The 14,310-nt window shown below is 68.7% G+C and carries 13 protein-coding genes; 5 read left to right on the plus strand and 8 right to left on the minus strand.

The genetic code is table 11. The features are described 5' to 3' along the window. Positions 1 to 6 precede the first annotated feature (6 nt). The 4 genes from ACQP06_RS30600 to ACQP06_RS30615 all read right to left on the minus strand — a co-directional run bounded on the left by ACQP06_RS30600 (position 7) and on the right by ACQP06_RS30615 (position 5,436). Positions 7 to 1,155: a class I SAM-dependent methyltransferase gene (locus ACQP06_RS30600; RefSeq protein ID WP_433668230.1), complete on the minus strand. Its 1,149-nt coding sequence runs from the start codon at positions 1,153 to 1,155 to the stop codon at positions 7 to 9. Positions 1,156 to 1,247: 92 nt separating this feature from the next. Beyond that, complete coding sequence (locus tag ACQP06_RS30605; RefSeq protein WP_433668232.1) at positions 1,248 to 2,675, minus strand: MDR family MFS transporter; 1,428 nt, start codon at positions 2,673 to 2,675, stop codon at positions 1,248 to 1,250. 107 nt (positions 2,676 to 2,782) lie between these two features. Beyond that, positions 2,783 to 4,459 (minus strand): DUF885 domain-containing protein, encoded by a 1,677-nt coding sequence (locus tag ACQP06_RS30610; protein WP_433668234.1) that lies wholly within the window; start codon positions 4,457 to 4,459, stop codon positions 2,783 to 2,785. 59 nt (positions 4,460 to 4,518) lie between these two features. After that, on the minus strand, positions 4,519 to 5,436 hold the full coding sequence (locus ACQP06_RS30615) for a ribonuclease Z (RefSeq protein WP_433668236.1): 918 nt from the start codon (positions 5,434 to 5,436) through the stop codon (positions 4,519 to 4,521). Between the two features lie 106 nt (positions 5,437 to 5,542). Here ACQP06_RS30615 and ACQP06_RS30620 point away from each other — a divergent pair, with 106 nt between their 5' ends. Together ACQP06_RS30620 and ACQP06_RS30625 are read left to right on the plus strand one after the other, a co-directional pair. Next, the gene (locus ACQP06_RS30620; protein ID WP_433668237.1) at positions 5,543 to 6,013 is read left to right on the plus strand and encodes a DUF6153 family protein; all 471 of its coding nucleotides are present in this window, start codon (positions 5,543 to 5,545) and stop codon (positions 6,011 to 6,013) included. Positions 6,014 to 6,102: 89 nt separating this feature from the next. Continuing rightward, a complete protein-coding gene (locus ACQP06_RS30625; RefSeq protein ID WP_433668239.1) occupies positions 6,103 to 6,753 on the plus strand; it encodes a DUF305 domain-containing protein in 651 nt (216 codons plus the stop codon). A 101-nt stretch (positions 6,754 to 6,854) separates the two neighbouring features. Here ACQP06_RS30625 and ACQP06_RS30630 read toward each other — a convergent pair whose 3' ends face one another. Both ACQP06_RS30630 and ACQP06_RS30635 read right to left on the minus strand, forming a co-directional pair. After that, on the minus strand, positions 6,855 to 7,142 hold the full coding sequence (locus ACQP06_RS30630; protein WP_357092367.1) for a hypothetical protein: 288 nt from the start codon (positions 7,140 to 7,142) through the stop codon (positions 6,855 to 6,857). 147 nt (positions 7,143 to 7,289) lie between these two features. After that, a complete protein-coding gene (locus ACQP06_RS30635; protein ID WP_433668241.1) occupies positions 7,290 to 8,747 on the minus strand; it encodes an amino acid permease in 1,458 nt (485 codons plus the stop codon). Between the two features lie 288 nt (positions 8,748 to 9,035). Between ACQP06_RS30635 and ACQP06_RS30640 the strand changes: the two genes are divergently transcribed. Further along, the gene (locus ACQP06_RS30640; protein WP_433668243.1) at positions 9,036 to 9,908 is read left to right on the plus strand and encodes a hypothetical protein; all 873 of its coding nucleotides are present in this window, start codon (positions 9,036 to 9,038) and stop codon (positions 9,906 to 9,908) included. 1 nt (position 9,909) lies between these two features. Here ACQP06_RS30640 and ACQP06_RS30645 read toward each other — a convergent pair whose 3' ends face one another. Next, positions 9,910 to 10,698 carry a hypothetical protein gene (locus tag ACQP06_RS30645; protein WP_433668244.1) on the minus strand — a complete coding sequence of 263 codons (789 nt, stop codon included), beginning with the start codon at positions 10,696 to 10,698 and terminating at the stop codon, positions 9,910 to 9,912. 24 nt (positions 10,699 to 10,722) lie between these two features. On the opposite strand from ACQP06_RS30645, the gene ACQP06_RS30650 reads away from it, so the two are divergent. Further along, a complete protein-coding gene (locus ACQP06_RS30650; RefSeq protein ID WP_433668246.1) occupies positions 10,723 to 11,655 on the plus strand; it encodes an alpha/beta fold hydrolase in 933 nt (310 codons plus the stop codon). 6 nt (positions 11,656 to 11,661) lie between these two features. On the opposite strand, the gene ACQP06_RS30655 is transcribed toward ACQP06_RS30650, so the two are convergent. Continuing rightward, positions 11,662 to 12,702 (minus strand): NAD(P)-dependent alcohol dehydrogenase, encoded by a 1,041-nt coding sequence (locus tag ACQP06_RS30655; RefSeq protein ID WP_433668248.1) that lies wholly within the window; start codon positions 12,700 to 12,702, stop codon positions 11,662 to 11,664. Positions 12,703 to 12,842: 140 nt separating this feature from the next. Here ACQP06_RS30655 and ACQP06_RS30660 point away from each other — a divergent pair, with 140 nt between their 5' ends. Continuing rightward, positions 12,843 to 14,306 carry a flavin-containing monooxygenase gene (locus tag ACQP06_RS30660; protein WP_433668249.1) on the plus strand — a complete coding sequence of 488 codons (1,464 nt, stop codon included), beginning with the start codon at positions 12,843 to 12,845 and terminating at the stop codon, positions 14,304 to 14,306. Positions 14,307 to 14,310 lie beyond the last annotated feature (4 nt).

Raw genomic sequence — 14,310 nt, forward strand, 5'->3', positions numbered from 1 at the left:
TGAACCCTATTGTTCGGCGTCGCGCAGACCACACACCGACCGGGTCACGGTGAATTTGCGATTGCGGCCCATCACATCGGTTCTGCCGACCATGCGCTCCATGACGCTGCGGTAGTTCAGGTGCGTGTTGTAGACGGTCCAGAGTTCGCCGCCGGGGCGCAGGACGCGGCCGGTCTGCTGGAACATCTTGATGGCCGAACCGGTGTGCACGGCCGCGCCGATATGGAAGGGCGGATTGCACAGCACCAGGTCGGCGCTGTTGTCCGGGGCGCTGGACATGGCGTCGTCGCGCAGCACGGTGACCCGGTCGGCGACATCGTTGGCGGCGACGGTGGCGCGGGTGGAGGCGATGGCGGCGGCGGACTGGTCGGTCGCCGTAACCCGAATGCCGGGGCGGGCCTTGGCCAGGGCGACCGCGAGAATGCCGGTGCCGCAACCCAGATCGATGGCGTCACGGGCATCGGGCTTCATCCGGCGCAGGTGGTCGAGCAGGAAGCGGGTGCCGATGTCCAGGCGCGGGCCGGAGAAGGCCGCACCGTGCGCGACCACCTCCAGGTCCTGTTCGTCGATGCGGTTGCGCACCGGAAAGCGGGGTTCGCCAACGGGTTTGGGATCGGCCGCGAGCAGGACGCGGGACTTCTGACGGCCGCGGCTGGCGCGCACCGAGCCGAAGGATTCGGCCAGCACCTCGTTCATGGCCGGGGTCAGGTACTTGTCGCGGCCGCCGGCGAAGACCTCCACCTCGGGCAGCGCGAAACGCGCGATGGCGTCGGCGGTCTCGGCCAGGCCGGACAGGGCGCGCGGCAGCCGCCACAGCACCACGCGCACATCGGTGAGGAGGTCCGGGCCCAATTCCTCGACGGAATAGCGCTCGGATAGTCCGACAATTCGGGCATTGTTGGCGAGCGCCAATTCTCCGGTCAGCAAATCCTGATGCACGCGCACGCCGCGCAGGTCGTGCGCGGCGATCGCGCCGAGCGTCAACGCGCCGTAGCCGTCGTCGATCACCGCCACCCGCTGGTCTCCCACGGCGGCCAGCGAATCGGCGGCGACATCCAGCATGAGCCGGTCAGCGGCATCGACCGCGTACAGGTTCACCGCTTCGACATCCGGATACCGCCGCAGCCGGCGCAATACGTCCTCGACCTCAACCACACCTACAGTGTGCTAGATCATTGCCGGACTATTCCATTCGGCACCGCCGGTGGCCTTTTACCGAAATGAAATGACCTGTGCGCAATTCTCGTTCACGCCGAATGGATTTCCGCCGCGCTCCCGTCGCCCCGCGGCATGAACGCGGCCGCCGCGATCATGACCGCCGCCATCAGGGCCACGCCGACGAAGACCAGATGCACCGCGGGCGCGAGATCGGCCGCGGCCGGATGGTCGGCGTCGCCCAGGCGCGCGTTGACGACCGCGCCGAACACGGCCACCCCGACCGCGCTGCCCAGCGAGCGGGCGAACATATTGGTGGCGGTCACCACGCCGCGCTCGGACCATTCGCTCTGCGACTGCGCCGCGATCAGGGTCGGGGTGGCGACCAGGCCCATACCCATCCCGACGATGAAGCAGCCGATGGCCACCTGCGCCAGGCTCGAGCCGGCGCCCACCAGCAGCAGTGACGCCGCGCCCACGGTGGCGAGAACGGTGCCGATCATGGCGGTCGATCGGAAGCCTATGCGCAGGTACACCTTCCCGGCCTGGGACGCCGCCAGCGGCCAGCCGAGCGTGAGCGCGCCCACGGTGAGTCCGGCGATCATCGCGCCGCTGCCCAGCACGCCCTGGGCGAAGGTCGGCACATACGAGGTGAGCCCCAGCAGGATCGCGCCGACCAGCAGTGAGACCAGGCTGCTGGCCACCACCACGCGGCGGGTGAAGATCCACAACGGCAGAATCGGATTCGCGGCCCGACGCTCCACCAGCGCGAACGCCACCAGCGTCGCCGCGCCGCCGCCGAACAGCGCCAGGCTCGCGGCCGAACCCCAGGCCCAGGCCTGCCCGCCCTCGAGCAGCGCCAGAATCAGCGCGCCCGCGCCGACCGTCAGCAGCCCGGCTCCGAGATAGTCGATCCGATGGCTCTGCCGCGGAGCGCTTTCGGTGAACTTGCGCTGGATCATCCAGCCGGCCAACGCCGCCAGCGGCAGGTTGACCAGGAAGATCCACCGCCAGCTGACGTATTCGGAGAACACCCCGCCCAGCAGCGGACCCACCACTGAGGAGGTCGCCCACACACTGGCCAGGTACGCCTGCACCTTGGCCCGCTCCTGCACGGTGTAGACGTCGCCGGCGATGGTCATCGCGATCGGGCTGACCGCGCCCGCCCCGATGCCCTGCACCGCCCGGAACACGATGAGCCCGAGCATGCTGGTGGCGAGCCCGCACAGCAGCGACCCGAGCGCGAAAACCCCGATCCCGAACAACATCACCGGTTTCCGCCCCACCATGTCGGCGAGCTTGCCGTAGATCGGCACGGTCACCGCCTGCGCCAGCAGATAGATGCTGAACAGCCAAGGGAACTGCGCGAATCCGCCGAGCTGGTCGGTGATGGTGAGCACCGCGGTCGCGATCACCGTGGAGTCCAGCGCCACCAGCGACGTCGACAACATCAACGCGGCCAGAATCGGCCCACGCTCCGACCGCAATCCGATCGACGACTTCACATCCGTAGCCGTCACCGGCAACCCCTCTCCACAACCCGACTCACCATGGAGTCGAACGCACCGCCCGGTCCGCTATTCCCCCTCCCGGGTCCCGGCGCGAATGCCCCGCCACATCTGGCGGATCAGAGGGTGGCCGCCAGGTCGCGGAGGACCGGCAGGCTGACCGAGCCTGCCCCGAGGACCTTGTCGTGGAAGGCCTTGATGTCGAAGGCGGTTCCCAGGCGGTCGGCGACCTGCGCGCGCTGGCGGCGGATCTCGAGCTGACCGACCTTGTAGGCGACGGCCTGGCCGGGCATGGCGATGTAGCGGTCGATCTCGACGCGGATCTCCTCGACGCCGACGGGGGCGTTGGCGACCATGAAGTCGATGGCCTGCTGGCGGGTCCAGCCCTTGGCGTGCAGGCCGGTGTCCACCACCAGGCGGCAGGAGCGCCAGGAGTCGGCGGCCAGCATGCCGATGCGGGCGAGGTCGTCGGGATAGAGGCCCATTTCGTCGGCAAGGCGTTCGGTGTAGAGCGCCCAGCCTTCGACGAAGGCGGTGTTGGAGAACGACATTCGCTGGAAGGGCGGGAGGTGATCGAGCTCGTTGGCGATGGTGAGCTGGAGGTGGTGGCCCGGAATGGCCTCGTGGTAGGCGACGGCCGCGGTCTCGTAGCGGTTGCGGGTGCCGGGCTCGCGCAGGTTGACGTAGTACGCGCCGGGACGCGAGCCGTCGGCGGCCGGGGGGAAGTAGTAGGCCGCGGGCGCGTCGGCGGCCAGGAAGTCGGGAACGGGCAGGATGTCGCAGGATTGGCGCGGCAACCGGCCGAACCAGCGGGGCATCTCGGCCTCAGCGGCCGCCAGGCAGGCGCGGGCGTCGGACATGATGTCCGCGGCGTCGGTGTAGCGCAGCGCCGTGTCCTCGCGCAGCCGGGCGAAGATGGCGGTCTGGTCGGTGAGACCGAACTCGCGCCCGCCGATCTCCTCGTATTCGGCCCGCAGCCCGGCCAATTCGTCCAGGCCCAGCTGGTGGATCTCGTCCGCGCCGAGGTCGGGCAGCGTGGTGTGCCGCTGCAGCAGGCGGCGGTAGATGTCCGCGCCGTCGTCGCCGAGCCAGCACAGGCCGGGCCGCTCGTCGGGGCGGGCCACGGGCCGCAGCTCGGTGTCGAGCGCCTCCCGATAGGCGGCGAACGCGGGACGGATGACATCGCGCGCGACCTCGGTCAGCTCGGCGCGCCAAGCGTTTTCACCATCCCAGTCCGCCGGCCCGGCGAGGGTGACGAAGGGATCGTCGGCCAGATCGGCGGACAGATACCCGTCGAGCTGATTGATCGACCGCTCGATGGTGATGTGCGCGGGCGTGCGCCCCGCGGCCAGCCCCGCCCGGAACCGCTCCACAGCCTGCCCCATCAGGGTCCCGAACTGCCGATACCGCAGCACCAGATTGCGCGCGTTCTCCGGCGCGGGCGCGTTCACCTGCGGCGCCATGGTCAACATGGACGAGTGCACCCCGGTCATCTGATCCGAGGCCATCTCCACCGGCCGCCACTCCAGATACGAGACCGCCGAAGCCAATTCGGTCCGCAGCAGACTCCGCGTGGTGCGGTCCTCCGCACTCAGCCCCGCCGCGTCCAGCGCGTCCACCTCGGCGAGCAGCCCCCGCCAGGTGCCGAGCAACCGCTCCTCCGACCCCGCCGACAGATCCTCGATCCGATCATCGAATCGCCTGTCCCCCAACAGGGTCGCCTCACTGGGCGCGGACTCCAGCATGGCGTCCCAGTACCGGTCGGCGAGTGCGATGAGCTCCTTGTGCGCGTCCATGCCGACCATCATGCCCGCGCCCGTCGGCGCGGCGGGGCCGCCGCGAAACTTCGCACCCCTCAGCGGCGGGGCGGCACCGGGATTCGCATGAGGTCCTCGGCCACCACGATCTCGCCGTCGAAATGGGCTCGGGCGTCGGCGAGATGCTGGTCGAGGGTGCGGTAGCGCTGGGAGTAGTGGGTGAGGACGAGGGTGCGGACGCCGGCACGGGCCGCGACCCGAGCGGCCTGCCCCGCGGTGAGGTGGCCGTATTCGACGGCGAGCTTCTCGTCGGCGTCGACGAAGGTGGCCTCGATGACGAGCATGTCGACACCCTGGGCCAGGTCGTACACGCCGTCGCAGAGGCGGGTGTCCATGACGAAGGCGAAGCTCTGGCCCGGTCTGGCCTCGCTCACCTCGTCGAGAGTGACAGTGCGGCCGCCGATCTCGACTTCACCGCGGCGCTGTAGTTCGCCGACGACCGGACCCGACAGGCCCAGTTCGCGCAGCCGTTCGGGGATGAAACGCAGACTGTCGGGCTCGTCGAGGCGGTAACCGAACGCCTCCACCGGATGCGAGAGTCGCGCGGCCCGCAGAGTGAAATCGGCTCCCGGTGGCGGTAGTTCGCCGTTGTCGGTGATCGGGTGCGGGTGCAGTTCGACCTGGCGGTTGTGGGCGGAGGAGTCGACCAGCCGCTCGTAGAAGACTTCACCCGAGGCGGGGAAGTAGACGTCCACCGGGTGCAGCGCGCCGTCGAGGCTGATGCGGCCGAGCACACCGGGCAGCCCGAAGCAGTGGTCGCCGTGGAAGTGGGTGACGCAGATGCGGGTGATACCGCTGGCGGCCACGCCCGCGAAGCTCATCTGCCGCTGGGTGCCCTCCCCCGGGTCGAACAGCAGGCCCTCGCGGTCCCAGCGCAGCAGGTAGCCGTTGTGGTTGCGCTGTTTGGTCGGTACTTGGCTGGCCGTTCCGAGAATGACCAGTTCGCGCTGTGACACGGCCGCCAGGCTACCGGCCGCCCCGCCGATCCTCGCGGCGGCGAGTCCGGCGCGTCCCGGCGGAGATACCGAGAGGGGGTATGACCGGCGTGAGTAGAATGTCCGGGTGGTCGAGCAACGGTCCCCCGGCACCTGGTTCATCCGGGCCTTCGGGCTGCTCGCACTGCTGGCCGGATTGGTGGCCATGCACGCCCTCGTGTTCGGCATGAACCACGACGGCACGAGCCACGATTCCGGTTCCGCCATGAGCGCGATGGCCGATTCGCACGATGCTCCGATCTCTCTGCCCGACGCGCTGCTGGAGGCCGCACCGATCGCCGTGGTGTCGGCAATGGATCAGTCCATGTCCATGCCGGGCTGCGGCGGTGACTGCGGCAATGGTCACGCCGGTATGCACGGCTGCCTGTTCGTCCTGACGGCCTTGCTGCTCGGCCTCGGGCTGGCGCTGCTGGCCTGGGCCGGACCCGGCCGCCGCGACACGCTCGTCTCGCCCCCGCGCCATCCGCGCGGATTCCCCGCCCGTCCACCTCCGTGGACGGTTCTCTCCCTGGCCGACCTGGCGATTCTGCGGATCTGATGGGCCCGCCGCGCCGCGTTACCTCGCGCGGACGCGGAGTTCGGCATGCCCGGATCCGGATCACTCACCACACCCCAAGGAGTTCAACCATGTTCAGCACCCGTCTCGAGTTCGCCCTGATCGCCGCCACCGCCGCCACCGCGCTCGTCGCGGCGGGCTGTAGCAGCAATGACAACGAGGGCTCGAAGGCCACCACCACGACCGCGGCCGTGGATCACGGGACCATGCCCGGCATGGATCACGGCAAGACCAGCACCTCGGCGCAGGCGGCCACCCGCAGCGATTTCAACGACGCCGACGTGACCTTCCTGCAGATGATGTACCCGCATCACGCGCAGGCCGTGGAGATGGCGAAGCTGGTGCCGACCCGCTCGCAGAACCAGGAGCTGCTCACCCTGGCCAAGGCCGTGGAGGCGGCGCAGACCCCGGAGATGCAGCAGATCACCACGCTGCTGCAGAGTTTCGGCAAGCCCGCCCCGTCCGCCGACATGGGCGGCCACGCGGGCATGGACGGCATGATGACCAAGGATCAGATGGCGAAGCTGGAGAGCCTGTCCGGCCCCGAGTTCGACAAGCTGTGGATGCAGATGATGATCGAGCACCACAAGGGCGCGATCACCATGGCGAACACCGAACTGGCGCAAGGCACCAACGCCGATTCGAAGGCCATGGCGCAGGCCATCGTCAATGCCCAGCAGCAGGAGATCGATCAGATGAACAAGATGCTGGCCCAGGGCTAGGTGTCGAAACGCGAACGGGTGCGCCGGTTTTCCGGCGCACCCGTCGGGGGGCGTCTCGCAGGCGTTCGGGGCGGAGGACCCGAGCTACGAGATTTGTCCTGCTAGCTGCCTATGACAGCGTTCATGATGGTGCCGGCGCTGGTGGCGGTCGCGCCGCCGATCATGGCTCCGGCCACCATCTTCGGTGACTCGAGCCCGCCGCCGCTCCACTTCTCCCAGGCGAACCGGCCGCCGCCGTAGGTGATGGCGGTGACGCCGGACAGCATGGTGAACCAGGTGAAGTAGCGGACCAGCTTCATCAGCTTGTCCGCCACCGGCGGCGTCTCCGGGGTGGGGTTGCCGATCTGCGCGACAACCGAGGTGTAAGCGTCATGCACGGCGAGGAGCATGCTCACGATCGGTTCCTCTCGGGATGCTGAAGCGGTGCTGATGGGCGGAACTTGTGGCACAACTCTCACTATTCGAGAGCAATTGAACCGCATTCCGGGAGGTGAAACCGTGACGACACACCACCGGCACCGAACCTGAGCACCCGATCAGCTACCGGTTTTCACATCTCGGCTGTTCAGCAGGGAGTGCCGGCGCCCGTAGGCGAAGTACACGACCATGCCGATCGCCATCCAGATGACGAACCGCAGCCAGGTCTCCACCGACAGGTTGAGCATCAGCCACGCGCAGGCCAGCACCGACAGGATCGGGATGAGCGGCACCAGCGGCACCCGGAATCCGCGCGGCAGGTCGGGGCGGGTGCGGCGCAGCACGACCACGCCGATGGACACCAGCACGAAGGCGAAAAGCGTGCCGATATTGACCATTTCCTCGAGCGTGCCGAAGTCGACGAACCCGGCCAGCACGGCGCAGACCACGCCGACGATGGCGGTGATCCGGACCGGAGTGCCCTTGGAGCCGGTGTGGGCGAGCTTGCGCGGCATCAGGCCGTCACGGGCCATGGCGAACAGCACGCGGGTCTGGCCCAGGAACAGCACCATGACGACGGTGGTGAGACCGGCCAGCGCGCCGATGGAGATGAGGTTCTTGGCCCAGGTGACGCCGTGGATGGCGAAAGCCGTCGCGAGCGTGGCGTCGTTGCCCTGCAGGTCCTTGTAGGACACCATGCCGGTGAGCACCAGCGACACGGCCACGTACAGCACGGTCACGATGGCCAGCGAGCCCAGGATGCCGCGCGGCACATTGCGGGCGGGGTCCTTGGTCTCCTCGGCGGCGGTGGCGACCACGTCGAAGCCGATGAACGCGAAGAACACGATGGAGGCCGCGGCGAGCAGGCCGTACCAGCCGAAGTGACTGTTGCCGCCACCGGTGACCAGCTGGAACAGGGTCTGGTGCACCGCGCTCGCGCCGCTGTCGGCATTGGGGACCGATTCGGGGACGAACGGCTTCAGGTTGGAGGCCTTGAAGTAGGTCGCGCCGACCACGACCACCAGGGCGATGACGGCCAGTTTGATGGCGACCGCGACCGCGGACACGCGCGAGGACAGCTTGGTGCCCATGGCCAGCAGCACGCCGAGGATGGCGATGAGCAGCACCGCGCCCCAGTCGAACTTGACCGATCCGATGTGCCAGATGGGCTGGGTGTTCAGGACCGTGCCGAGGTACTGCGACCAGCCCTTGGCCACGACCGAGGTGCCGAGCGCGAATTCCAGGATCAGGTCCCAGCCGATGATCCAGGCGACGAGCTCACCGAAGGTGGCGTAGGAGAAGGTGTACGCGCTGCCCGCGACCGGGACGGTCGAGGCGAACTCGGCGTAGCAGAGGGCGGCCAGGCCGCAGGCCACGGCGGCGAACACGAAGGCCAGCGAGACGGCGGGCCCGGCCATGTTGCCCGCGGTGCGCGCGGTGAGGGTGAAGATGCCCGCGCCGACCACGACCGCGACGCCGAAGACCGTGAGGTCCCACGAGGTCAGATCCTTGCGGAGCTTGGCGTCCGGATCGTCGGTGTCGCGGATCGATTGTTCGACCGACTTGGTCCGGAACAATCCGCTTCCGCGCGGGGCAGCGGGACCGGCAGTGTCTCGCGGGGAGTCCGATAGCGCCACTATCTCTCCTAAATCTGGCTTCTCGGCAACAAAGCAGTTCTCACCGATCGGTCACCGGCAGGCTCCCGACCGGTATGCCGTCGCTGGTGGCCGGAGTTATCGGCATCACACGAAACCGTAGCATCGGCTGGTACGTACCAGTTCAGCAACCGGCTGGACAACGCCATGGTCCCTGCGTGCCGTCACCGCGCCACGCCGGGAACCGTCGGGTCGGATTACTGTTTCGGTATGGGTGTCGGGGGCCAGGCCACGGGCGGTGATCCCGAAGCGCTGGACCGGGTGCTGGCCGGCGCGAGGGGAGTCCGGGTCCGCGAGATGCCGGGCGACGCGCCGACCCTGATCGAGGAGCGCGACCCGGTTGCCGTGCGAGCGCTGCGGGAGGCGCTGCGCGTCTCCGACCTGCCCGGCTTCGTGTGCATGTGCTGGGGCGATGTGGTCCTCGACTTCTTCGACGCCGGCGAACGCCCCCTCACCTCCGTGACCCTGCATCACGGCTACTCGATCCGCTGGCCCGGCTGGCCGCAGGACGCGCGGCTCGCGGACGGGATGCGCTCACTGGAATGGCTGGCGGTGCGCGGCGTCGCGGTGCCGCTGCAGGAGTTCCGCGCGGCCGAGCGGCGCCAGGCCGAGAGCGACCGCATCGCATACCGCTGGGTGGCCGAGATTCCCGATCCGCTCATCCCCTTCGCCGGACTCTTCCTGGATACGTCCACCACCGGCGGCGGTCTGACCGGGCCCCAGGTGGAGGAGGCCCGCGCCCTGCTCCTCATGACGTACCCGGATCCCGTCGATCGAATCCTCCGACTGTGCGCCTGGTTCGCCGGAGGCACCGGGAGGTACTCGGGATACCCTGCGCACGAACGCATTCCGGCGCAGTTCCTACTGCTGGAGGACCACGCCGATTTCGCGCGGGCGGTGGAGCTGGCCGACGAACACGCCACCGCTGGCGCCGTCCGCTACCTGCTCAGCTGGGATACCCGGAAGCGCTTGGCCCACCTGCTGGCCGCGCTCTCCCCGGGCGGCCGCCGCAAGATTCTGGTGCACGCCCGGGACACGGAAGCCCGCCGCTGGCTACAACGCCGCATCGCGGGATTGCAGTAGATCAGCCGACCGGGGCCGGGCGCAGCAGCTGCTCACCGCAGAAGCGCCGGACCACTTCCTCATCGCTGAATTCGGACTCGGGAACGCCCTTTTCGTCGTCGACGCGGCAGGTGCTGTGACCGTCCTTGTCGTAGGTCCGGATGATCTCGGCGACGAACACCAGCTTCGATCCGACGAACTTCTGGAATTCGATGTACTTGTCCGCGGGACCGTTCTTGGCCTCCCCCGCGATGTAGCCGCTCGCCGTGCGATCGACTCCGATGCCGAAAACGCTTCCGGCCTCGACGAATTCGAGCTTGTCGGTCTTGGGCCGGAAGATGACGTAGTTCGAGTTCCCCACGATCGCCGTGGAGATGGGCACGATCAGCTCGTCGCGACCGTCGACGTCCAGGTCGGCCAGGTAGGGCTCGGAGGGCACCTCGGTGTCCTGGACGTACAGGTTCTGAAGGGACTTTCCGTCGCTCCCCGTGACTTCGATGTTCGTCCGGTTGTGCCCGCCGGCACTCGCCTTGTGCCGCACGATGAACGAGAGCCCCGCGCTGTCGCGAGAGGTCAATCGGCAATCCGGCAGCACATCGTGTGCGCCCGCGCCCGCGCCGGGGATATCACCGCATATCGGCAGGGCTGCCGCGTCCACCGTCGTGGTCGGAGCCGGTTTGGTGGTCGTCTTCGCCGCGACCGGCGTCGAAGTCGACGCCGGAGCCTGCCGGTCCGCGATGGTGTCGCCGGACCCGCAGGCGGTGAGCAGCATGCATGTCGTGATGGCCAGCATCGGCCAGATCCTCCCCATGCCGTGGAGATTAGCCTGGATTCCATGGTCGAGTTTCCCGAGAGCAACGTGGGTCCGAAGTTCAAGGGCAAGCGGGTCGGGTACTTCCGCGAGTCGGCGGGGTATCGGCGGTACGCGCAGGCGTACCAGGACGGGTTCGAGCAGTTGCCGCCGGCACGCGAGACGGTCGATGTGCCGACGAGTTTCGGCGTCGTGCGGGCCTATCGGTTCGGCGACGGGCACGCGACGCCGCTGGTGCTGTTGCCGGGACGGCAGGCCGCGACCCCGCTGTGGGCGGCGAATCTGCCCGGGTTGCTGGCGGTGCGTCCGGTGATCACGCTGGATCTACTGGGTGAGCCGGGATTGAGCGTGCAGTCCAAGCAGTTGACCGACGACGCGGATCAGGCGACCTGGCTCTCGGAAGCGCTGGCCGAGTTGGAGTCTCGGCCCGTGCACGTGCTGGGGGTGTCGATCGGCGGGTGGTCGGCAGTGAATCTGGCGGTGCGCCACCCGGAGCGGGTCGCGTCGCTGATCACCTTGGACGCGCCGTTCGTGTTCGGCGCGATGACCTGGAAGATGATCGTCATCTCGCTGGGCTCGGTGCTGCCCGGCATGCCGGAGAAGTGGCGCAATGCGTTGCTGAGCTGGATCTCGGGTGGCGTGTCGGCGCCGCAGGACATGCCGGAGGGGCGGTTGATCGCGTCGGGCATGAAGGACTTCGCCGCGTATCTGCCGATGACGAATCGGATTTCCCGGGAACAGCTTTCGGCGCTCGCGCAGCCGTATCTGGGCATCTTCGCGGGCCGCAGCATCGTGCACAATTCCCGCAAGCTGGCAGACCGGGCACGAAAGCTGGTGCCCGGCGGCCGGTTCGAGGTGTGGCCGGACGCGTCGCACGCCATCAATGGCGAGTACCCCGACGAGATCGCGGCGCGGGTCGCGAAGTTCCTCGGCGAGATCGAGCCCGCCGAGGACTGATTTCGTCTACGGCACCAGGACGGCGCGACCCCGGATGTGCCCGGCGTCCAGGCGGCGCAGAGCTTCGGGGCCGTCGTTGAGGTCGAAGCGCTCGACCTCCATGTGGATCTTGCCCGCCTGCGCGAGGGCCACGCAGGCGTGCAGGTCGCCACGGGTGCCGCCGAGCGACTTGCGCACGGTCGCGCCCCAGGGCCAGCCCGGGCCGCCCGCCGGTCCGGCGGTGATCTCCGGTGCGCCGCCACCGATTCCGACCATGCGATAGGCGCCGTTGGGGGCGACGGTCTCGCAGGCCAGTTTGGCCGTGGCGTCGACGCCGACGAAGTCGAACACGGCGTCCGCGCCGCGTCCGTCGGTGAGGTCGAGGATCTGCTTGGCGGTGTCGGCGCCGGAGAGGAAGCCGATGTCGGCGCCGCAGTCGCGGGCCAGGTCCAGCTTCTCCTGGGCCTGGTCGACCGCGATCACCCGGACGCCCGAGGTGGCCTGAAGGATCTGCACGCCCACGTGTCCGAGTCCGCCGATGCCGATGGCGACGACGGTGCCGCCGGGCCGCAGGGCTTCCCGGGCGCCGCGAATCGCGTGGTACGCGGTGAGGGCGGCGTCGGCGACGGGGGCGGCTTGCACGAAGTCGAGGTCGCCGATGGGCACGAAGGCGCTGGCCGGGATCCGCATGTATTCGGCCATGCCGCCATCGAGGACCAGGCCGGGGGTGGGCGGCATGGCGACGCGGCCGGCGGCGAGGCAGACGTTCTCGTTGCCGCTCACGCATTCGCGGCAGACGCCGCAGGTCCAGAACAGGTAGACCAGGCCGCGTTCGCCGATCTCGCGGCCGTTGACGTCGGAGCCGATGGCCTCGATGGTGCCCGCGACCTCGTGGCCGAGGGTGAGCGGGTCCTCGCGCAGCTGGATGGGGAAGTTGACCAGCGTCAGGTCCGAATGGCACACGCCCGCCGCGCCGACCTTGATCAGCAGGTCGGTGGGTCCGATGTCCGGTACCGGGATGTCGTTGATCTGCACCTTTTCCGGGCCGGTCCACTGGAGTGCGCGCATCGTGTTTCCTTGCCTAGACGTTGTGACCTGGCGCACACGGTAACACTCGCTTTACACTGTGTCTAGCGAATGACGGAATGTCTACCGATATTCGCCAAACCCTTCCCGACCCGAAAGACACGTGTCTAGGCTGCCGTCCCATGAACTCACCGCGGATCGCCATCGTGGGCGCCGGAATCTCCGGCATCTGCATGGCCGTGGCCCTGCAACGCGCCGGATTCCCCGAATTCACCATCTTCGAGAAGGCCCACGACTACGGCGGGACCTGGCGCGACAACAGCTATCCGGGCCTGGTGTGCGATGTGCCGTCGCGGTACTACCAGTTCCGATTCGCTATGAATCCCGAATGGACGCAGCTGTACTCGGCCGGACCGGAGATCAAGGACTACCTGGTCGGGGTGGCGCGCGAACACGGTCTGCACCGCAACACCCGCTTCGGCGCCGAGGTCACCGGCGCGGTGTTCGACGACGACGGCTGGCAGGTCACCACCGGTGACGGCGTCACGGAACGCTTCGACTTCGTGCTGTGCGCAACGGGTTTCCTGCATCACCCGACCCGGCCCGACATTCCCGGGATGGGCGACTTCGACGGCCCGGTCATGCATTCGTCGCGCTGGCGGCACGAGGTCGAGCCGCGCGGTAAGCGGGTGGGCGTCATCGGGACCGGGTCCACCGGCACCCAGCTGGTGGGCGCGCTGGCGGGGGTGGCCTCGGAAGTCGTCCTGTTCCAGCGCACGCCGCAGTGGATCCTGCCGACCGTGAACCGCCCGTACACCACGGTGTCCAAGCGGCTGTACAGGCTGGCGCCCGCCCTGGGCCTGGTCCCCTACTGGTTCAATCGCGCGGCGTTCGCGGTGTTCTCGCAGGGCCTGGTGCGTCCCGGGCGGGTGCGCAAGCTGATCCAGTGGGTGGTGGAACGCCATCTGCGCTCGGTCGAGGATCCCGAACTGCGCCGCAAGCTGACCCCCGACTACCAGGCCATGTGCAAGCGGCTGGTGGTGTCCGACCGCTTCTACAAGGCGGTGCAGCGTCCCGATGTCACGCTGGTGACCGAGCACATCGACAGCGTCGAGGCGCGTGGTGTGGTCACCGCGGACGGCTGTCTGCGCGAACTCGACATCCTCGTGCTGGCAACGGGATTCGACTCACACGCGTTCATGCGCCCGATGGCGATCACCGGCGCCCACGGCCGCACCCTGGACCAGGCGTGGGCGGACGGGCCGCGCGCCTTCGAGGGCGTCATGATGCCGGACTTCCCCAACCTGTTCATGCTGGTGGGCCCGCACAGCCCCTTCGCCAACCACCCGCTGACCGCGGTCGCCGAAGCGCAGTCCGCGCGCATCGTGGGCTGGCTGCGACGCTGGCGCGCAGGCGAATTCACGACCATCGAGCCGACCCACGCCGCCACCGACCGCTACAACGCGCGGATGCGCGCCGCCGCTCCGAGCACGGTGTGGACCACCGGCTGTACCAGCTGGTACCTGGGCAAGGACGGGCTGCCGGAGCTGTGGCCGTGGACGCCGGGCCGCTACGAGAAGCTGATCCGCGGCACGCCCGATCCGGTGGATTACCATCTGAGGCACAGTGTTCCGAGCGGGAAGTGATGAT

Source organism: Nocardia sp. CA-136227, assembly GCF_050955695.1.
Lineage (GTDB): Bacteria > Actinomycetota > Actinomycetes > Mycobacteriales > Mycobacteriaceae > Nocardia.